Origin of the sequence: Brevibacterium litoralis (genome assembly GCF_040212315.1) — a bacterium.
Taxonomy (GTDB): Bacteria; Actinomycetota; Actinomycetes; order Actinomycetales; family Brevibacteriaceae; genus Brevibacterium; species Brevibacterium litoralis.
In genome coordinates this window covers 41,968-61,087 of record NZ_JBDIUY010000022.1, presented here as the reverse complement: position 1 = coordinate 61,087, position 19,120 = coordinate 41,968, and the positions used below count along the sequence as shown (strand labels likewise).

The following is a 19,120-nucleotide window of genomic DNA, read 5'->3' as shown; positions in this document are numbered from 1 at the left end:
CGTGCCCCTCGGGGTCGATCCACCGGCCGCTCATGCTGCGGTCTCGCACTGTGCGCAGTGGCCGGGGAAGTACATAGGTCCGTGCTCCGGGCACTCCTCAGACGTAGAAGGTCGGGAAATGTCACCCGCAACACCCGCATTACCCGCATTGGACTTCTCACCAGGGAAAACGTCTGTTTCCGGGTGCGGGTGTCCTGCGGGTGTTGCGGGTACTGCGGGTGACAGCGACACCCGCACCGGATCGACACCCGCACTGTCACCCGCAGATTTTTTCGCTGTTTCCGCAGGTGAGCGGCCTGGTGCGGGTGTTGCGGGTGTTGCGGGTGTCGTTTTCGACCCTTCTACGTCCGAGGGGTGTTTCTCGTCCTGACCTTCTCCACCCGTGGGGTGCTCCTCGTCCTGTGGGGGAACGACGGTCCACACGACCGTGTGGTTGCGGTCCTCCCCCTTGGTGACCTCCCAGCCCTGTTTCCGCAGTGCCGGTGCACGACGTTTCAACAGTGACGTGACATGCCGTGCGTCCTTCGGCCACCCGCCGGGGACACGTCCCGACGCGGACTGTTTGGGCTCGACGAACTCCCGGAACAGGTCGACGGCCTTCACCTCATCCCACTCCCGACCGTCCGCCTTCACCGCCGCGAGGAACGGGTCTGAGTCGATCGCGTCAGCGGCCATGTTGTCCGCCTGGCCCATGTAGTCGGCCAGAGCATCGGTGCCGTTGATCCTGTCGAGCGTGGCGAGGATGAGCGCGAAGTCGGCCATACGCGGCGACCGCTCCAAGCGCGTGCCCGAGCGTTCCCGCAGGACCGCGACGCACTGGTCGAGGAGAGCCCCGAAGATGCCCGGAAGGGCCTCGTCCCAGTCCGCCGTGAGTTGCCGCTCGGTCCGCCGCTCGTCCTCCGGGATGCGGTCGAGCTCGACGACGATGAGCCGGTCCGCAAGGTCACTCCGGAGAGACCCCAGGTCGATCCCGTTGAACAGGATCACGCGACGGAACGAGAAGGCGACAACCCCGTCGTCGGTGTAGAGCGCACGGCGTACGTCACCGTCCCCCGTCACCGCCTTGCAGATGGTGTCCGAGAGCCAATCGGGCATCGTCGACAGGTTGTCGAGGGCGACGACCCAGGATGCCGCCGCCGCGGTCATCCATCCATCGGCGTCCTTCGGCGGCTTCCGCAGAGGTGCCGGCGACGGGTCGACGAGCGTGGCGGCCATGCGCGTCGCGGATGACTTGCCGGTCCCCTGCTCCCCCATGAGGGCGAGCACCGGGTGAGGGATACCCGGGTCGACGAGCGCGGCGACGAGCCATGCGAGGAACAGCGGACGATCCGAGGCCTTCACGTTGAGGAGGCTCCACAGTGCGTCGAGGTCACCGCCACGCTCCGGGGTCGGGAAGACGCCGGTGAGGTTGGTACGTCGGAACAGCACCGGCACGTCACGGTTCACCACGTCCCAGCCGTCGCGGTCGAGGCGGATCACGTGCTCCTCGGCATCGCCCTGGTCGAGGTAGACGACCCCGTCGTGCTGGGCCACCCGCAGGTTCACCTCGGCAGGGTCGGTGTCCTGGGCGTCACCGTGCAGGACGGACATGGCATCGGCCAGGGCGGCCTGAGTGGCCACCTTGTCGGTCTTCTTCCGATACGCGAGCGACAGTTCGTGCCTAAGCGAGGTACGCCCGCCACGCAGGGGGCGCACGACGTGACCGCCGGGCATGGGACGGGCGTACGGGTCTCCCGTGTCCGTGACGCCGAACTCGTAGCGGTCGAGGGCCATGTCGACGAGGACCGCCGCCACCGACCTCTTGTCCTTCTCGTCCCCGCTCGACGAGGAGCCGGTCGAGGGCTCCAGGTCGAGCATGTCGTCGAGGGCCATGTCGGGCTCACTCATGCGGCCTCCTGTTCCGTGGTGCGCGGGGTGAATCCGCGTTCCCGTGCGACTCGTGCCGCCTTGCGTGCCGGTGCCCCGTTGACGATCGCGGTGATCTCCTCGTCGTTGTGCAGACGCACGGCCAGCCGATCCGCGACGAGGGCGGCGAACTCGTCCTCACCGGCCGTCACGAAAGCGGCACCTGCGGCGTGGCCACGGTCGTATCCGACGCGGAAACCGTCGAGAAGTCCGCACCGTCGACCCTCGTCGTACCCGAGCCCGTACCCGGCGCGGAACGATCCTTCGGCGATGAGACGAATACCGGGAATGCTGGTGTCGAGAGTCATCGGCCCTCACCCCCGTCGACCGTGGACGGGTCGTAATCGTCACCCTTGTCGAGCATCGCCTGGCAGTGCTTCGGGAAGTCGACACCGGTAGCGGCACGGGCGAGTCCGGCGACCATCGGCACGAGATCGCACGCAAGGTGTGTGAGCGCGGATGTGAGCACGTAGCCCTCGTGGGGACGCCACTTGTCGATGTACTCGACGAGCGCGTCGCGGGTCGTGTCCTGGTCACCGTGTGCGGCACCCATGCGCAGGGCGAGAGTCCACCCGTCATTCATCACCTCGGCGGGATTGAGGATGTGGTCCGGGATGCCTTCGGCGTCGAGGACGGTGAAATCCTGGTCGAGGTCGACACCCTCGGGGAACGGGCTACCCTTGCTGTCAGACTTGCGTGCGGTCATCGTTCGGTCTCCTTGCTGGGGGTCTGGTCGGTGTACTGCTGGCCCTCGTCGGTGCTGTGCTTGGCGGCTGTTGCACCGGCGGGGGTCTCCTCGTGTCTGCGGGTGCACACGGGTCCGGAACGGTCGAGGATCGACTCGTCCCTCGTGAGCGCGGCCCCGCAGTGCCGGCACCGGGTCGTGAGGATGAGCCCGTGTTCGGCGGCCTCACGCTTGAGGCGGTCGAGGTCGTCGATCGTGAGGCGCATATCCGAAGTGCGCACGGGGGTCTCCCGTGGGATCGGCCGGCCGGTCATGCCGGCACCTCTGCGAACTGTTCTTCGATCCACGCGAGGACGTCGGACTCCCGGAACATGACTCGGCCGCCGATCTTGGCTGAGCGGGGAGCATTGCCGGTGTGGATCATGTACCGGAGCGAGGCCTCCGAGCGGCGGATCATCTCGGCGACCTCGGGGACGTAGAGAAGTCTGTCGGACATCTGACTACCTTTCCTAGTGGTGATGACTGACATTTATAGTCTGCACTCGCTCGACTATTTTTCGCAAGGTGGGTCACTGAGGTTTCTAGTAGCCTGGTGGCATGAGTGGTGCAGATGAGACGACGGGTACGCCACCGGAACAGGCGAACGAATGGATCGGTGCCCGCGTTCGTGAGGCACGCGGAGTCACGTCACAAGCGACGCTTGCCGATCACATGCGCGAGATGGGACACAAGTGGTCACAGGCGACCGTCTGGGCCGTCGAGAAGGGCGACCGGGCGCTCAAGCTTGCCGAGGCGCAGGACTTGGCCGAGGTGCTCGGGGTGTCCGTGCTCGACTTCCTTGCCGATCCTGAGCAACGGACGGCGGGACACGTTGTGCGCTCACAGATTGCGGCGTGGGAGCGTTCCGTTGACGAGATGGTCGACGCGATAGCGGTATGGGCTGCATGGCACGAACGCATACGAGCGTTGAGGGTGTGGATCGACGACACCAGCAACCTCCTAGCCCTTCCGGAGAGCGAGCGAGGGCAGCTCGTCAAGCACCTGGACGAGTCGGTTCGTTTCACCCTGCTCGACGCTGCGGACTCGGCGTCATTCTGGGATTTGGTAGGGGATCGGCTGGACGACTTGGCAACGCACGACACGCCTGAGATAGACCTCGGAGAGTACGTCGAGGGGTGCACCCTGCGGGAATACGTGCGCCGATTGAAGCGCCTGGAGGAGGCCGACAATGGCGAGCATCAAGAGGCGCCCGAACGGTAAGTGGCGGGCGCGATACCGGGACGACGACGGCAAGGAACACGCCCGACACTTCGACCGGAAGATCGACGGGCAGGGGTGGTTGGACACCGTCACCGCCTCGATCGTCCGCGGCGACTACGTCGACCCCAAGGCCGGAAAGGTCACGTTCCGATCGTTCTTCGACTCGTGGGCCGCTGACCAGGTGTGGACGTCGGGCACCGAAGACCACATGAACCACTCAGTGAGCGGCGCGACGTTCGCCGACATGGAGCTGGCGAAGATCCGCAAGAGCCACATCGAGAAGTGGGTCAAGAGCATGATCGACCGGGACTTCGCGCCCTTGACGATCCGCAACCGACTCGTCGCCTGCCGGACCGTGTTCCGGGCGGCGGTGGCCGACAGGATCATCACACTGGATCCGACGACCGGAGTGCGCACACCGCGACTCCGGCAACAGAGCTTCGCCATGCGGATCCCGACACCGGAGGACGTGGCCCAGCTAGTGAAGTCAGCGGACCCGTTCTTCCGGGTCGCTGTCGTCCTGGGTGCATTCGCCGGCCTCCGGCAGGGCGAGATCTGCGGACTGCAACTGTCCGACTTCGACTTCCTCCGGCGCGAGCTGCATGTGCAGCGGCAGGTACAGCGCCGGTCACCGCGCCCGGTCGAGATCCGCGCACCGAAATACGGGTCGGAGAGGATCGTCCATCTGCCCTCGGAAGTGCTCGACATGGTCGCGTGGCACGTGAAGGAGATCGGCGTCTACGGCGACGACGAATGGCTCCTGCTGGGTCGTGATGGGGGACCGATGTGGCCGCGGGCGTTCGACTACCGATTCGGCGTCACCGCGAAGGCAGCCGGCGTCGATGTGCAGAGTCACGATCTGCGCCACTACTTCGCCTCGGGCCTCATTGCTCAGGGGTGCGACGTCGTCACTGTGCAGAGGGCCTTGGGGCACAAGTCCGCGAGCGTCACCCTCAACACCTACAGCCACCTGTGGCCCACGGCGGATGAGCGGACGAGGACGGCGGTGTCGTCGATGTTCGCGGACTCCGTGGCGAATCCTGCGGACTATTTGCGGACTGCTGACGGCGAATAGGCCGCTCACCTGCTAGAACGCGGGTATGGGTGAGGTGATCCAGATCTCCTCGACCTCCGGGTCGTCCAGGTAGGTCTGGATCGGCCCGTACCCGGTGAGGGCGTCGACGATGTGGTGGACGGTCGCCTCGAGGTCGGGGAGCAGGGGCAGGGAACCCGACAGCGTCCGCTCGTCGTAGTCGTGGACGACGTCGACGACGAGGTCCCGCACCGCCGCGGTGTCCGTCCGGGGGTCCAGGCCCCGGTCCCGGACAGCGGCCGTGACCTCCGCGTACACGAGCGCCCGGGCGTCGGGGCCCGCACCCTGCCGGGTGCCGCTGCCGGGTTCGGTGGTCGTGTCCGTGTCCACGGGGTCCTGCCGTTCGTGCTCGGTCCTCCGTGCGGAGGGTGTCCAGGGGTGGCCGCGATGCATCGGAGTCACCGCGAACGAGCACAAACATCATCAAAGAGGAACGACACGGTCAAGGACTTTCAGTGCGCCGTATGTGATACAGGACTCGAACAGGCCATTTCTGCCATGCATGCATGGCTTCCATCGATGTGATTCGGGGGTGATGAGGTGTGCAGGTGTCACCTCCGGGAAACACTCCCTCGCATAGTGTGGGCGGCGAGGAGGCGTGACCCGTGTCACCCTTCCTCGCCCGTCCCCGTCCCCTCGATCCCCTCTCCATTCCCCACCTCGAACGGATGATCCCCATGCACCGTCGTACCGTCCCGTCCTCCCCGTTCCGTCGCGTGCACCTCCTCGCCCCTGCCGTGGCGGCCCTCGGCGCCCTCGGCCTGCTCGCCGCCTGTGGCGGTGGGGAGTCCGCGGGCGAGCCCGATGTGACCGAGCTCCACGTCGGCTACAACGCGCAGCCGCCCTCGCTCGATCCGCACATGTCGACCGCCAACGCGACGGCGGATTTCATGCGCGGGGTGTTCGAGCCCCTCGTGGCCCTCGACGAGAACGACGAGGTGCAACCGGTCCTCGCCTCGGACATGGTGCCGAACGAGGACTACTCCGAGATCACCTTCACGATCCTTGAGAAGCCCATGCACGACGGGTCGACCCTCGACTCGACCGACGTGAAGGACTCGATCGAACGGTGGCAGGCCTCGAGCCCCGCCGGTTCCTACTTCGCCGATGTCACCTGGGAGACCCCGGACGACCGCACGCTCGTGTTCTCCAGCCCGGAACCCTTCTACTCCGCACTCACTCTGCTGGCCGATCCCTCGCAGTTCCCCGCCGTCATGTCCTCGGAGGCGATCGCGGCGGCCGGTCCCGAGGGGCTCACCGAGTTCGTGGGCACCGGTCCGTACTCCTTCGTCGAATGGGCCGACAACCAGTACGTCCACCTGGAGATGTTCGCCGATTACCAGGCCGTCGAGAACGAGTACGGCAACATCGCGGGGACCCGGGAACCGGTCTACGAGAACATCTACTTCGACATCGTCCCCGACGCGAACACCCGTCTGGCCGGACTCCAGACCGGCGAGTACGACATCATCACCCAGGTCCTGCCCGACCAGAAGCCGCAGTTGGAGAACGACCCGACGATCGAGATGGTGACGAAGCCCGGTGGGATCGCCGGTCCCGTGTTCAACAAGGCGCCCGGGCAGATCTTCGCCGACGAGAACATGCGCCACGCGGTCGTCGCCGGCACCGACGTCGAGGAGGCGCTGCGCGGCGCCTATGCCGCCGAGGACAACTACATCCTCAACGGATCACTCGGGTTCGAGGACACACCGTGGTACGCGGAGCCCGGCGAGGAGTACGCGGGGGCGGATGTGCAGAAGGCGCAGGAGTACCTCGACGCCGCCGGCTACGACGGTGAGCCGGTGAAGCTCATCGCCACCCGCGACTACGTCGACCACTACGACGCCGGAGTCGTCGTCGAGCAGCAGATGAAGGACCTGGGGATCGACGTGACCCTCGAGGTCTACGACTGGCCGACCGTCCTGCAGATGGCGAGCGAGGAGTCCGCGACGGACATGTACATGTCCTCCTGGGCACCGGCCGCGATCCCCACCAAGTACACCTTCATGTCGACGCTCGGCAACGGGGTGACCGACGACCCGGACCTGTTCGCCGCGGTCGACGCCGTCCATCACGCACCGAGCGCCGAGGCGGCGCAGGCAGCGATGCCCGCCCTCCAGGAGGAGTTCGACCGGTACTTGCCGATGATGAAGCTTGGCGACTACACGTCGACCGTCGCGTGGAGCACCGAGATCGCGAACGTCGAGACACCCCTGGGCGTCACGGCGATCTATGCGGACATCGCCCCGGTCGAGTGATCCATCCCACATCGTGGGACTGGGCGGATCTGCGTTGACGGCGATGAACGGCATGTGAATACATCTACCCATGATGTAACTCACATGAAACGGTCAGGCCGTAGCGTTTCACCCACGGCGGCGGCCCGGAACACCACCTTCCGGACCCCTCTCACACCGTCACCGTGATCCCCTCTCACCCGCGTCACGGCCCACCCCGTGGTTCCCCGGACCCGCAGCGGACTGCGGGTGTCCTGCCTCCCGGCAGGGCGCCTTTCGCCGCGGGGCCCGTGTCAGTACCGAAGGACTCCATCCCCATGACGACGCACTCCCGTTCCCGCCTGACCCGCGCGGTCCTCGCCGGTGGATCCGCCGTGGCGCTCGCCGCGCTCGCCGCCTGTGGCGGTGGGCAGACGGAGGCCGCCTCCGACACCTCCGAACTCCGGATCGCCTATGCCGCACAGCCCTCGACGCTCGACCCGCACCTGTCGACGGCGGAGGCGACCTTCGACTACATGCGCGGCGTGTACGAGGGCCTCACCGCCCTCGAGATGACGGTCGCCGACTGGCCCACGACGCTCGACACGATGAACAGCAACACCGGATGGGAGCTGGGCTTCGCCGCCTGGTCCCCGCAGTCGATCCCGACGCGGTACACGTTCATGTCCCAGCAGTCCGCCGAGGGCGTCGACGACGAGGCGTTCTTCGGCGCGATCCACGACGTGAACTTCTCCGACTCCGAGGCCGCCGCCCAGGAGGCCATGGCCCGCACCCAGGAGGAGTTCTACCGGTTCCTGCCGATGGTGAAGTTCGGCAACAAGTCCGCGGCCGTCGCCGTGAGTGAGGAACTGGCCCCCTACGACATCCAGTCCGGTGCCGGGTCGATCGGCATCTACTACAACGCGGCTCCCACCGAATAAGGAACCCCATGACGACCTACGTCATCAAACGCGTCCTCGCGCTGATCCCCGTCCTCGCGGTGGTCGCGATCGTGACCTTCGCCCTCATCCACATGATGCCCGGCGACCCCGCGGCCGTGATCCTCGGCCCCGAGGCGACGGCCGAGCAGATCGAGGCACTCCGCGAGGAGCTGGGACTCACCGCCCCGCTCTACGTGCAGTTCTTCGCGTGGCTCGGGGACGTGCTCACCGGTGACCTCGGGACCTCCGTGTTCACCCGGGACCCCGTCACGCAGATGCTGGTCACCGCACTCGGCCCGACGGTGAGCCTCGCGGTCCTCGCCCAGCTCCTGGCCCTGTTCATCGCGATCCCGGCCGGTATCATCGCCGCTCGGCGCCGCGGCACCCTCGTGGACCAGGGCATGATGGGCGGGGCGCTCCTGGGCATCTCGGTGCCCAGCTTCCTCCTCGGTCTTCTCCTCATGCTCGTCTTCGCGGTGTGGCTGCAGTGGTTCCCGGTCGCCGGTTACGCGCCCCTGTCCGAGGGGCTCGGCCGTCACCTGCAGTTCCTCGTGCTCCCGGCCGTCGCGCTCGGCACCATGCAGGCCGCACTCATCGCCCGCATGACCCGGTCCTCCATGCTCGACGTGTTCTCGCAGAACTACATGAAAACGGCGAAGGCCAAGGGCCTGAGCGAGTGGATTCAGGTGATCAAGCACGCCTTCCGTAACGCGGCACTCCCGGTGCTCACCGTTGTCGGCCAGGGATTCGGCGTCCTCATCGCCGGTGCCGCCGTCGTCGAGACCGTCTTCAACATCCCCGGCATCGGCCAGCTCATCGTCAACTCCGTGGAACGACGGGACTTCGTCGTCATCCAGGGTGTCGTGCTCATGATCGCGGTCGTCTACGTCCTCGTGAACCTCGTCGTCGACCTGCTCTACAGCGTGCTCGACCCGCGGGTCCGGTTCGACTGAATCCGACTGATTCGAGAAAGGGACTCCATCCATGTCGACAGTCACCGTCGAACCCACCTCCGCGGTCATACCGCGGGTCAACCCCACGCGGGCCGGTCTCCTGTGGCGCCGCATCAGCGGCAACACCATGGTGATGACGGGCGGCAGCATCCTCCTGTTCTTCACCGTGCTCGCGATCCTCGGCCCATTCGTCTATCCGCAGGACCCCCTGGCGGTCGACACCGCCAACCGCCTGCAGGCACCGAACGGTGCACATTGGCTGGGCACCGACAACTACGGCCGTGACCTGCTGGCCCGCGTCATCGAGGGTGCCCGGGTCTCGCTCACCGTCGGGTTCCTCGCCTCCCTGCTCACCTCGGCGACCGGCATGGTGATCGGCCTGATCGCCGCGTACAACCGGGTCGCCGACGCCGTGCTCATGCGGATCATGGACGGCCTCATGGCCTTCCCCGGGATCCTCCTGGCGATCGCCATCATGGCCGCTCTCGGGCCGCAGACCTCGAACGTCGTCATCGCGCTCGTCATCGTCTTCACGCCCTACGTCGCCCGCATCGTCCGCTCGGCGGCGATCTCCGTGAAGGAACAGACCTTCGTCGAGGCGCTGCGCGCCCAGGGTGCCGGCCTGTTCCGCATCCTGTTCATCAACATCGCGCCGAACATCGTCTCGCCGCTCATCATCCAGGCGACCTTCGTCTTCGCCGACTCGATCATCACCGAGGCCGCCCTGAGCTTCCTCGGCGCCGGTGTGCCACCGCCGGCCCCGTCCTGGGGCAACATCCTGCTCGACGGCAAGACGATGATCTACAACGGCTGGTGGATGACGGTCTTCCCGGGCCTGGCCATCATGGCGACGGTCCTCGGCATCAATCTGCTGGGCGACGGTCTGCGCGACCTGTTCGACCCGAAGTACAAGAAGTGAGGTCCCGTCATGACCGCTGAAGCCACCACCACCGGTCCGCGGGCCACGGCGGACCCCGTCCTGCGGGTCGAGGGCCTGCGCACCGGGTTCACCACCGAGACCGGGGCCGTCACCGCCGTCGACGGGGTGTCGTTCTCCGTCGCCCCCGGTCAGGTCCTCGGCGTCGTCGGCGAATCCGGGTGCGGCAAGTCCGTGACCGTCGAGTCGATCATGCGCCTGCCCGACGAGAAGCACACCCACTACGAGGGGGAGGTCCACTTCGACGGGAAGAACCTGCTCGACCTGTCGGAGAAGGAGATGCAGGAGTACCGGGGCGGGAAGATCGGCATGATCTTCCAGGACCCCATGAGCTCTCTCAACCCCGTCTATCCCGTCGGCGACCAGATCGTCGAGGGGATCCTCCGGCACATGGGCCTCGACAAGAAGGCGGCCAAGGCCCGCGCGATCGAGATGCTCCGGCTCACCGGGATCCCCTCGCCGGAGAAGCGGTTCAAGGAGTACCCGCACCAGCTCTCCGGCGGGATGCGGCAGCGCGTCGTCATCGCGATGGCGCTCGCCTGCCGGCCCCGGCTGCTCATCGCCGACGAGCCGACGACCGCGCTCGACGTCACCACCCAGGCGCAGATCCTCGATCTCGTCGAGGACCTGTGCCGGGAGTTCGACACCGGCACGATCTTCATCACCCACGACCTCGGGGTCGTCGCGGAGATCTGCGACCGGGTGGTCGTCATGTACCTCGGGCAGGTCATCGAGGAGACGAACGTCCAGTCGCTCTTCGACGATCCCAAGCACCCGTACACCCTGGGACTCATCCGGTCGACACCGGACATGGAGGCCGACCGGTCCCAGGAACTCCACATCATCCCCGGCCGCGTCCCGACGCTGGCCAACGTGCCCACCGGCTGCCGGTTCGCCGATCGGTGTGCGCTCGCCACCGACCACTGCCGGGAAACCGCACCGGAACTGCGCGAGATCGCGCCCGGCCACACCGTCCGGTGCCACCGCGCCGAGGACATCGAGGAGCTGAAGTGATGACCTCCCCATCCACCACGAGCCGGACGGGCACCACGCCACGGACCGTCGTCCAGGTCACCGACCTCACCAAGGAGTTCGTCGTCCGGAACTCCCTGGGCCTGCGGACCGGCGCGGTCAAAGCCGTGGCCGGCGTGAGCTTCGACCTGTACGAGGGGGAGACCCTGGGCATCGTCGGTGAGTCCGGCTGTGGCAAGTCCACGACCGGTCGCCTGGTCCAGAGCCTCATCCCCAAGACCACCGGGTCGATCACCTTCGACGGCAAGGACCTGGACGACGCGAGCGCCGAGGAACGCAAGAAGTACCGCGCCGCGGTCCAGATGATCTTCCAGGACCCCTACTCCTCGCTCAACCCGCGCAAGCGCGTCGGGTCGATCCTCGAGGAGGCACTGCGGATCCAGGGCGTGCGCGACCGGAAGGTCCTGCGGGAGCGGGTGATCGAGGTCCTCGAGACCGTCGGGTTCTCCGAGGAGCACTACCACCGCTTCCCGCACGAGTTCTCCGGCGGTCAGCGTCAGCGCATCGGGATCGCCCGGGCCCTCATGGTGAACCCGCGGGTCATCATCTGCGACGAGCCGGTCTCCGCCCTCGACGTCTCCATCCAGTCGCAGGTCCTCAACCTGTTGCGCAAGCTGCAGCGCGAGCAGGGCCTGACGTACATGTTCATCTCCCACGACCTGTCCGTCGTCAAGTACATCGCCGACCGGGTGGCCGTCATGTACCTCGGCAAGATCGTCGAGTCGGCCCCGACCGAGGAGCTCTACGCCGACCCCAAGCACCCCTACACGAAGGCGCTGCTCTCGGCGGTCCCCGTCCACCACCCACGGGACAAGGAGGACCGCCAGATCCTCCAGGGCGACGTCCCCTCCCCGCTCGATCCGCCCAGTGGCTGCGTCTTCCGCACCCGCTGCCCGATGGCGATGGACGTGTGCGCGACGAAGGAACCGACGACCGTCACCCTCGGTGACGGCCACCGCGTCGCCTGCCACCTCTACACCGAGGACGCGACGCGGGCGGCCGTCCACCCCGACGGCACCACCGCCCTCCCGACGCCGACCGTGGCACCCTCTCCGGGCGCCTCGGACGCGGGGAGCTGACCATGACCCCCACTCCCGAGGCGCCCGGGCCCGAGCTCCAACACAACCAGAACACGGGTGCCGGGGCCGCTCCCGAGGCGCCCGGGCCCGAGCTCCAACACAACCAGAACACGGGTGCCGGGGCCGCTCCCGAGGCGCCCGGGCCCGATCTCCGACGCAACCGGACCGCGGGTGCCGGGGCCGCTCCCGAGGCGCCCCGGACTCCGGAGACCCCGCTCACCCACCGTCCGGCGCGGTGGCTCGCCGCAGCCGTCGCCCCGGCCTGAGGCCCGGCCCGCGCCCCGGCACACCGGGCCCGACGCCCCACAGACCCTGTACACACGACTCACGTCGATCGATGGAAAGGCACGACGCCATGACCCCTCTACACTCCGATCCCACCGGGATCTCCACCGCCACCTCGGAGGCGCCCCGTCCGCGGGACACCTCCCGGAGGTACCGCACCCCTGCCCGCCGACTCGGGCTCGCCGTCGTGGCGGGCGCCTCGGCCGTGGCCCTCGCGGCCTGCGGTTCAGGCTCCGGCACATCCGGCGGCTCCGGCGGCGAGGTGGACACCACCGAGCTGTCCATCGCCTACTCGGCGCAGCCGGGTTCGCTCGATCCGCACATCAGCACCGCCGAGGCGACCTTCGACTTCATGCGCGGTGTGTACGAGGGCCTCGTCGCCCTCGACGACGAGGGTGTGCCGCAGCCGCAGCTGGCCGAGTCGATCGACACGAACGAGGACTACTCGGAGTACACGTTCCACCTGCGGGAGGGCATCACCTTCCACGACGGCTCCGCGCTCGACGCGCAGGACGTCGTCGACACGATGGAACGGTGGACGGAACTGGCCCCGGCCGGTGGCTCCTTCTCCGATGTCACCTGGGAGGCCGTCGACGACCTCACGGTGACGATGACCTCGCCGGTGCCCTTCTACGCGGCACTCACCCTCATGGCGAACCACCAGAACCAGTACCCGGCGGTCACCACCTCCGAGGCGATCGAGGCGGCCGGTCCCGAGGGACTCGGCGAGTTCGTGGGCACCGGCCCGTACTCCTTCGTCGAGTGGGTCGACTCGCAGTACGTGAAGCTGGAGAAGAACGAGGACTACGTGCCCTACGAGGTGGACTCCACCGGTGGGGCCTCGCCCTCGGAGGTCGTCTACGACACGGTGACGCTCAACGTGGTGTCCGACCCCTCGACCCGGGTCTCCGGTCTGCAGTCCGGCGAGTACGACATCGCCTCGCACATCCTGTCCGACCAGATCCCGCAGGTCGAGGGCGCCGGTGCGCAGCAGGAGACCTTCGGCAAGGGTCTGTCCGGCATGTACTTCAACCTCAACGAAGGGCCGATGGCGGACAAGAACCTGCGCCACGCGGTGCTCACCGGTCTCGACATGGAGGCGATCCTCACCGGCGCCTACGGTGGCCCGGACTTCTTCACGGTCGAGGGCGCGATCGCGACCGAACTCCAGACCAACTGGTACACCGATGCCGGGACGGAGGAGTACAACGTCCAGGACCAGGAGCTGGCGCAGGAATACCTGGAGAAGTCGGACTACGACGGGGAGCCGGTGCGCCTCAACGTCACCCGCGACTACCAGGACCACTACGACACGGCGGTCGTCGTCGAGCAGCAGTTGAACGAGATGGGGATCGCGGCCGAACTGGTCGTCTCCGACTGGCCGACCGTGCTCGCGACCGCCAAGGACGAGCCGGGCGCATGGGAGATCTCCTTCTCCTCGTGGTCGCCGCAGTCCATGCCGACGCGGTACACCTTCCAGGGCGAGAACGCCTCCGGCGCGCTCATCGGGGACCCGTACTACGAAGCCGTCAAGGCCGTGCACTACACGGACTCCCTGGAGTCCGCGCAGACGGCACTCGACGAGCAGCAGACCGCGTTCTACGACTTCCTGCCGGCGATCATCTTCGGCAAGAAGACCGGGACCGTCGGCTACAGCGCGGACCTCGCGCCCATCCAGATCCAGGAGGGTGCCGGCTCCATGGGCCTCTGGTACCTCGCCACCCCGGCCGGATAAGGCACCCAGGGCGGCGTTCTCGTCGCTCGAAGTACCAAGCCCACGTACGTCTTCGCTCCTCGGCCTTGCCCTGAGTGCCTTCTCCGGCCGGGGAGCACGGATGAATGAGCCGAGGCGCCCGTCCGCTCTCCAGGAGAACGGACGGGCGCCTCGCCATGACCCCCTCTCACAAAGGTCACGAGGGGAACCGTAGCACTCGTGACCCGGTGATCACTTCCAGTCACGGCGGATGTCCTGGGACCTGTGAGTGGGATCACCGGCCGCGACCCGTCCCGCCTGGGAGGACGGTCGTGATGCGGACGACTGGGTGTGCCCGGTCCGCGGGCGATAGGATGGGCGTCTATGGCCTCCATTGACTTCGCTTCCGAGATCGCTGCCCTGCAGCAGACATTCGCCTCCGTGCGTGAGGTGTCCGACGTCGAACAGCTGCGGTCCGAGGTGGCCGAGCTCACGGAAGCCGCGGCCGCGCCGGACCTGTGGGACGACCCCGAGTCCGCCCAGCAGGTGACCTCCAAGCTGTCGGCCAAGCAGAGCACGCTGGCGAAGCTCACGAAGTTCGAGGAGCGGATCGGCGACGTCGAGCTCATCGTGCAGATGGCCGAGGACGAGGGGGAGCCCGAGCTCCTCACGGAGGCCGAGGAAGAGCTGGACAAGCTCAAGGAGGAGATCGGGGCGCTGGAGATCGCGACCCTCCTCTCCGGTGAGTTCGACGAGCGTTCGGCCGTCATGACCATCCGGTCCGGTGCCGGTGGTGACGACGCGACCGACTTCGCCCAGACCCTCACCCGGATGTACGTCCGCTGGGCCGAGGCCAAGGGGTACAAGGTCCAGGAGCTCGACACGAGCTACGCGGAGGGTGCGGGCGTGAAGTCCGCGACCATCCAGATCGACGCCCCCTACGCCTTCGGGTGGCTGTCGGTCGAGGCCGGTACGCACCGCCTGGTCCGCATCAGCCCCTTCGACAACCAGGGGCGTCGCCAGACCAGCTTCGCCGCGGTCGAGGTGGTCCCGCTCATCGAGTCGACCGACCACATCGACATCGACGAGAACGACCTGCGCATCGACGTCTTCCGGTCCTCCGGCCCCGGCGGTCAGTCCGTGAACACGACGGACTCGGCGGTCCGCATCACCCACAACCCCACGGGTGTCGTCGTCTCGATGCAGAACGAGAAGTCCCAGATCCAGAACCGCGCGGCCGCTATGCGCGTCCTCCAGTCCCGCCTGCTCCAGCTGAAGAAGCAGGAGGAGGACGCCCAGATGAAGGAACTGGCCGGCGACATCAAGGCGAGCTGGGGCGACCAGATGCGCTCCTACGTCACGCACCCCTACCAGATGGTCAAGGACCTGCGGACGGGGCACGAGGTCAACAACCCCTCGGCCGTCTTCAACGGTGACCTCGACGGCTTCCTCGAGGCCGGCATCCGCTGGCGCAAGGAGGAGCAGAAGAAGGCCGCGGAAGAGGCCGCACAGCCCTGAGCGAAGCCGTCCGGAGCGCCCGTCCACACGCGAGTGTGGGAGGGCGCTCCGGCGTTCCCGGGCCCGTCCATTCGTGCGCGGGCGCGAAGTGCGGTAGGACTGTGGGGTACGACACCTCCACGCCCCCTCGCAGAAGGACCGATCCCCGTGCCGCACGCAGCATCCTCCCCGCCCGTCACCTTCACGAACGCCCGCGTGTTCACGGGGGAGGGGTTCTCGGAACCCCTGGACGTCCACGTCTCCCACGGACGCATCGCCGCCGTCACCCCGGCCGCGAACACCACCCCGGCCGCGAGAACCTCCGCCACCACCCCAGCAGCGTCCGCCCCCACCGCATCGGAGATCGTCGACCTCGACGGTTCTTACTTGATGCCCGGCTTCGTCGAGTCCCACGCACACCCCACCTTCTACGGCCTCAACCTCCTCAACCTCGACGTGCGCCCGAGCGCGGTCCAGTCGATCACCGAGATCCAGAAGGTCGTGCAGATCGCCGCCCAGGACACCCCGGAAGGCGAGTGGGTGCTCGGCGCCGGTTTCGACGAGACCTACATCCTCGAAGGCCGCATGCCCACCCGCGCGGATCTCGACGAGGTCGCCCCCGACGTCCCGGTCTACCTCGAACGCACGTGCACCCACATGGGCGTGGTGAACTCGAAGGCACTGGAAGTCTCCGGTGTGGACGAGTCGACCCCGGACCCGGAGGGTGGCACGCTCGTGAAGGACGCCGCCGGGCGCCTGACCGGGCTCGTCCAGGAGGACGCGAAGAAGCTCATCGCCAAGCCCGCGGCCACCGACGCCCGGATGGAGAAGGGCTTCCGCCTGGCCCAGCAGGACTTCACCCGCTGGGGTGTCACGACCGTGAACGACTGCATCGTCACTCCGCAGATCATGCGCGTGTACGAACGCTTCGACGCCCGCGGAGAGTTCGCGGTCCGCATGCGTCCCTGGCTCTACGCCGTCCCCTTCGCCGACTATCCGGGCATGCTCGACGCGGCACTCGGGGCGGGGATCTCCTCCGGATTCGGCAACGACATGTTGCGGATCCAGGGTGTGAAGTACCAGCTCGACGGGGCGATGGGGCCGAGGACCGCCGCCATGTGCTGCCCCTTCGAGGGCACCGAGGAGACCGGCATCCTCGCCCACGACTTCGACCTCCTCGTCGACACCTTCGGCCGGGCCGTCCGCGGCGGGTTGCGCCTGGCCATCCACGCGATCGGCGACGGCGCGATGGACCAGGCCCTCCGCGCGCTCGAGGCGACCGGTGAACTCGACTGGATCAAGGCCAACCGGATCCGCATCGAGCACTCCTCACTGCCGACGACCTCCCAGCTGGACACCATGGCCGAGTGGAACCTCATCGCCTCCTCGTCGATCGGGTTCGTCTACCACCTCGGCGACTCCTTCCCGTCGGTCCTCGGCGCCGACCGGATCGAGCGCCTGCTCCCACACCGCTCCTATCAGGAACGTGGCATCGTCGCCCCGGGCAATTCCGATCTGCCGGTGACCGACGGCAACCCCTGGGCCGGCATCTACGGTGCCGTCACCCGCACGACGAAGACAGGCCGGGTCCTCGACACCGTCCAGAACATCGACCTCGCCGCGGCCCTGCGCGCCTACACCTCGGACGCCGCCTACGCCACCTGCGAGGAGGACCGCGCCGGTACGGTCGAACCCGGGAAGTTCGCCGACCTGCAGGTCTACGCACACAACCCCTTCGACCTCGAACCCGAGGCCTGGCTCGACCTCTCCCCGGAGCAGGTCTGGCTGGCCGGGAAGCGACTGCTGTGACGACCACCCCCACCCTCCACACCGACGCCCGCCTGTTCGACGGCACCGGGTTCTCGGAACCGACCTCCTTCCTCGTCCTCGACGGACGGATCCGGGCCCTCGGCGAGCAGGCGGAGGCCCTCGCCGCCGAGGCGCCCCGCACCTCCCGGCTCCCCGAACCCGGGCGGGAGGCCCACGCGGGCGCCTACGTGCTCCCCGGCTTCACCGAGTCCCACGGACACCCGACCGCACTCGGCACCTCGCTCCTCGACGTGGACCTGCGCCCGGGCACGGCCCCCGACCTCGAAGCCCTGTGCAAGGCCGTGACCGAACGCGCGGCACACACCCAGGCGGGGGAGTGGATCCGCGGTCGGGGCTGGGACGAGACGGCGCTGCCCGAGGGCCGGTACCCCACGCGGGACGACCTCGACGCCGCCGCCCCGGACCACCCCGTCGTCCTCACCCGGACCTGCGGACACATGTACGCGTGCAACTCGCTCGCGCTCGAACGCTCGGGTGTCGACGAGGAGGTCGTCGACCCGCCCGGTGGTCGGTTCGTCCGGGACGGAGCCGGGCGCCTCACCGGCCTCGTCCAGGAGGACGCGAAGACCGCGATCGCCGTCCCCGAGGTCACCACGGCAGAACTCCGGGAGGGGTTCCTGGGCGCCCAGCGGATGTTCACCGCCTGGGGTGTGACGACCGTCCACGACCTCATCGCCACCGCCGATGCCATGCGCCTGTACACGGACCTGTCGACCTCGGGTCTCCTGGACGTCCGGGTCCGCCCCTGGCTCTACGCCGAGGCGCTCGCCGCCTACCCCGCCATGCTCGGTCACGCGATCGACGTGGGCCTCACGTCCGGGTACGGCGACGACATGGTCCGCCTCCAGGGGATGAAGTACCAGCTCGACGGGGCGATGGGCGGACGGACGGCCGCGGTCTCCTGTCCCTTCCACGGCAGTGAGGACGACCACGGGATCCTCACCCACGACACGCAGAAGCTCGTGATCTCCTTCGGACGGGCGGCGCGGGCGGGCCTGCGGATGGCGATCCACGCCATCGGAGACGCCGCGATCGACCAGGCCTTCGAGGCGATGGAGGCGTGCGGGGAACTCGACTGGATCAAGGACAACCGCATCCGGATCGAGCACGCCTCGCTGCCCACCCCTGACCACATCCGGACGATGGCCGAGTGGGGAGTCGTGGCCTCCTCGTCGATCAGCTTCCTCCACCACCTCGGCGACTCCTACCTGCAGGCGCTCGGCCCGGAACGCGCCGACCGCGTCTTCCCGCACCGGGACTACCTGGACGCCGGGGTCCGCGCCGTCGGCAACTCCGACGTCCCAGTGACCAACGGGAACCCGTGGGAGGGCATCCACGGTGCCGTGACCCGGCGGACCCGTGGCGGGGCGGTGCTCGGCGCCGACCAGGCGATCGACACGGCCACGGCGATCTCGCTCTACACGACGGAGGCCGCCTGGGCCGCGATGGAGGAGGACCGTGCCGGGCACCTGGCCCCGGGCATGTTCGCCGATCTCCAGACCTACGAGATGGACCCCGTCGTCCTCGGTGACTCCGACCCCGACGCGCTCCTCGACCTCGCGCCGACCGCGGTGTGGACGGCCGGCCGGCGGGTGCACGGGTAGGACCGGGGCCAGGGCGCCTCGGAAGCGGCGGGGCGCCGGCACCCGGCCACGACTGCACCGAACGCCGCCCACGCCCCGGCACCCCACCGACGACACACCGCACGGTGGGC

At 68.0% G+C, this 19,120-nt stretch carries 19 protein-coding genes; 13 read left to right on the top strand and 6 right to left on the bottom strand.

The window, feature by feature from the left end; all coding sequences use genetic code 11:
* Positions 1 to 30: 30 nt before the first annotated feature.
* From AAD496_RS07860 to AAD496_RS07840, 5 genes are read right to left on the bottom strand one after another with little or no spacing between them, the layout of a single operon-like run.
* The gene (locus AAD496_RS07860) at positions 31 to 1,887 is read right to left on the bottom strand and encodes an AICE element replication initiation protein (protein ID WP_349828106.1); all 1,857 of its coding nucleotides are present in this window, start codon (positions 1,885 to 1,887) and stop codon (positions 31 to 33) included.
* Positions 1,884 to 2,213, bottom strand: a complete 330-nt coding sequence (locus AAD496_RS07855; protein WP_349828105.1) for a hypothetical protein — start codon at positions 2,211 to 2,213, stop codon at positions 1,884 to 1,886. The genes AAD496_RS07860 and AAD496_RS07855 overlap by 4 nt, the downstream gene beginning before the upstream one ends.
* Entirely contained in the window at positions 2,210 to 2,611 is a 402-nt protein-coding gene (locus AAD496_RS07850) for a hypothetical protein (protein ID WP_349828104.1), read from the bottom strand. Before AAD496_RS07850 ends, AAD496_RS07855 begins: the two co-directional genes overlap by 4 nt.
* Positions 2,608 to 2,871 (bottom strand): hypothetical protein, encoded by a 264-nt coding sequence (locus tag AAD496_RS07845; protein ID WP_349828103.1) that lies wholly within the window; start codon positions 2,869 to 2,871, stop codon positions 2,608 to 2,610. The genes AAD496_RS07850 and AAD496_RS07845 overlap by 4 nt, the downstream gene beginning before the upstream one ends.
* 29 nt (positions 2,872 to 2,900) lie before the next feature.
* Positions 2,901 to 3,086 (bottom strand): helix-turn-helix transcriptional regulator, encoded by a 186-nt coding sequence (locus tag AAD496_RS07840; protein WP_349828102.1) that lies wholly within the window; start codon positions 3,084 to 3,086, stop codon positions 2,901 to 2,903.
* 101 nt (positions 3,087 to 3,187) lie between these two features.
* Between AAD496_RS07840 and AAD496_RS07835 the strand changes: the two genes are divergently transcribed.
* Together AAD496_RS07835 and AAD496_RS07830 are read left to right on the top strand one after the other, a co-directional pair.
* Positions 3,188 to 3,850 (top strand): helix-turn-helix domain-containing protein, encoded by a 663-nt coding sequence (locus tag AAD496_RS07835; protein ID WP_349828101.1) that lies wholly within the window; start codon positions 3,188 to 3,190, stop codon positions 3,848 to 3,850.
* The gene (locus tag AAD496_RS07830) at positions 3,819 to 4,925 is read left to right on the top strand and encodes a tyrosine-type recombinase/integrase (protein ID WP_349828100.1); all 1,107 of its coding nucleotides are present in this window, start codon (positions 3,819 to 3,821) and stop codon (positions 4,923 to 4,925) included. The genes AAD496_RS07835 and AAD496_RS07830 overlap by 32 nt, the downstream gene beginning before the upstream one ends.
* Before the next feature lie 12 nt (positions 4,926 to 4,937).
* Here the strand turns inward: AAD496_RS07830 and AAD496_RS07825 are convergent, their stop codons facing one another.
* Positions 4,938 to 5,273 (bottom strand): hypothetical protein, encoded by a 336-nt coding sequence (locus tag AAD496_RS07825; protein ID WP_349828099.1) that lies wholly within the window; start codon positions 5,271 to 5,273, stop codon positions 4,938 to 4,940.
* A gap of 275 nt (positions 5,274 to 5,548) precedes the next feature.
* Here AAD496_RS07825 and AAD496_RS07820 point away from each other — a divergent pair, with 275 nt between their 5' ends.
* From AAD496_RS07820 to AAD496_RS07770, 11 genes are all read left to right on the top strand, one after another.
* Positions 5,549 to 7,201 carry an ABC transporter substrate-binding protein gene (locus tag AAD496_RS07820; protein WP_349828098.1) on the top strand — a complete coding sequence of 551 codons (1,653 nt, stop codon included), beginning with the start codon at positions 5,549 to 5,551 and terminating at the stop codon, positions 7,199 to 7,201.
* Between the two features lie 296 nt (positions 7,202 to 7,497).
* Positions 7,498 to 8,100, top strand: coding sequence for a hypothetical protein (locus AAD496_RS07815; protein WP_349828097.1), 603 nt, complete (start codon positions 7,498 to 7,500; stop codon positions 8,098 to 8,100).
* Positions 8,101 to 8,108: 8 nt separating this feature from the next.
* Positions 8,109 to 9,053 carry an ABC transporter permease gene (locus tag AAD496_RS07810; protein WP_349828096.1) on the top strand — a complete coding sequence of 315 codons (945 nt, stop codon included), beginning with the start codon at positions 8,109 to 8,111 and terminating at the stop codon, positions 9,051 to 9,053.
* 31 nt (positions 9,054 to 9,084) lie between these two features.
* Complete coding sequence (locus tag AAD496_RS07805) at positions 9,085 to 9,972, top strand: ABC transporter permease (RefSeq protein ID WP_349828095.1); 888 nt, start codon at positions 9,085 to 9,087, stop codon at positions 9,970 to 9,972.
* 9 nt (positions 9,973 to 9,981) lie between these two features.
* Complete coding sequence (locus AAD496_RS07800) at positions 9,982 to 11,004, top strand: ABC transporter ATP-binding protein (protein WP_349828094.1); 1,023 nt, start codon at positions 9,982 to 9,984, stop codon at positions 11,002 to 11,004.
* Positions 11,004 to 12,101 (top strand): ABC transporter ATP-binding protein, encoded by a 1,098-nt coding sequence (locus tag AAD496_RS07795; protein ID WP_349828093.1) that lies wholly within the window; start codon positions 11,004 to 11,006, stop codon positions 12,099 to 12,101. The genes AAD496_RS07800 and AAD496_RS07795 overlap by 1 nt, the downstream gene beginning before the upstream one ends.
* A 2-nt stretch (positions 12,102 to 12,103) precedes the next feature.
* Entirely contained in the window at positions 12,104 to 12,367 is a 264-nt protein-coding gene (locus tag AAD496_RS07790) for a hypothetical protein (protein WP_349828092.1), read from the top strand.
* Between the two features lie 89 nt (positions 12,368 to 12,456).
* Positions 12,457 to 14,121: an ABC transporter substrate-binding protein gene (locus AAD496_RS07785; RefSeq protein ID WP_349828091.1), complete on the top strand. Its 1,665-nt coding sequence runs from the start codon at positions 12,457 to 12,459 to the stop codon at positions 14,119 to 14,121.
* A 342-nt stretch (positions 14,122 to 14,463) separates the two neighbouring features.
* The gene (gene prfB, locus AAD496_RS07780; protein WP_349828090.1) at positions 14,464 to 15,597 is read left to right on the top strand and encodes a peptide chain release factor 2; all 1,134 of its coding nucleotides are present in this window, start codon (positions 14,464 to 14,466) and stop codon (positions 15,595 to 15,597) included.
* A 147-nt stretch (positions 15,598 to 15,744) separates the two neighbouring features.
* On the top strand, positions 15,745 to 17,385 hold the full coding sequence (locus AAD496_RS07775; RefSeq protein ID WP_349828089.1) for an amidohydrolase: 1,641 nt from the start codon (positions 15,745 to 15,747) through the stop codon (positions 17,383 to 17,385).
* Positions 17,382 to 19,010, top strand: coding sequence for an amidohydrolase (locus AAD496_RS07770; RefSeq protein ID WP_349828088.1), 1,629 nt, complete (start codon positions 17,382 to 17,384; stop codon positions 19,008 to 19,010). Before AAD496_RS07775 ends, AAD496_RS07770 begins: the two co-directional genes overlap by 4 nt.
* The last annotated feature ends 110 nt before the right edge of the window (positions 19,011 to 19,120 follow it).

Coding starts and splice junctions, on each gene's coding strand:
- AAD496_RS07815 (WP_349828097.1), top strand. CDS start 7,498: ATGACGACGCACTCCCGTTCCCGCCTGACCCGCGCGGTCCTCGCCGGT.
- AAD496_RS07830 (WP_349828100.1), top strand. CDS start 3,819: ATGGCGAGCATCAAGAGGCGCCCGAACGGTAAGTGGCGGGCGCGATAC.
- AAD496_RS07860 (WP_349828106.1), bottom strand. CDS start 1,887: ATGAGTGAGCCCGACATGGCCCTCGACGACATGCTCGACCTGGAGCCC.
- AAD496_RS07785 (WP_349828091.1), top strand. CDS start 12,457: ATGACCCCTCTACACTCCGATCCCACCGGGATCTCCACCGCCACCTCG.
- prfB (WP_349828090.1), top strand. CDS start 14,464: ATGGCCTCCATTGACTTCGCTTCCGAGATCGCTGCCCTGCAGCAGACA.
- AAD496_RS07840 (WP_349828102.1), bottom strand. CDS start 3,086: ATGTCCGACAGACTTCTCTACGTCCCCGAGGTCGCCGAGATGATCCGC.
- AAD496_RS07855 (WP_349828105.1), bottom strand. CDS start 2,213: ATGACTCTCGACACCAGCATTCCCGGTATTCGTCTCATCGCCGAAGGA.
- AAD496_RS07835 (WP_349828101.1), top strand. CDS start 3,188: ATGAGTGGTGCAGATGAGACGACGGGTACGCCACCGGAACAGGCGAAC.
- AAD496_RS07810 (WP_349828096.1), top strand. CDS start 8,109: ATGACGACCTACGTCATCAAACGCGTCCTCGCGCTGATCCCCGTCCTC.
- AAD496_RS07790 (WP_349828092.1), top strand. CDS start 12,104: ATGACCCCCACTCCCGAGGCGCCCGGGCCCGAGCTCCAACACAACCAG.
- AAD496_RS07795 (WP_349828093.1), top strand. CDS start 11,004: ATGACCTCCCCATCCACCACGAGCCGGACGGGCACCACGCCACGGACC.
- AAD496_RS07805 (WP_349828095.1), top strand. CDS start 9,085: ATGTCGACAGTCACCGTCGAACCCACCTCCGCGGTCATACCGCGGGTC.
- AAD496_RS07800 (WP_349828094.1), top strand. CDS start 9,982: ATGACCGCTGAAGCCACCACCACCGGTCCGCGGGCCACGGCGGACCCC.
- AAD496_RS07850 (WP_349828104.1), bottom strand. CDS start 2,611: ATGACCGCACGCAAGTCTGACAGCAAGGGTAGCCCGTTCCCCGAGGGT.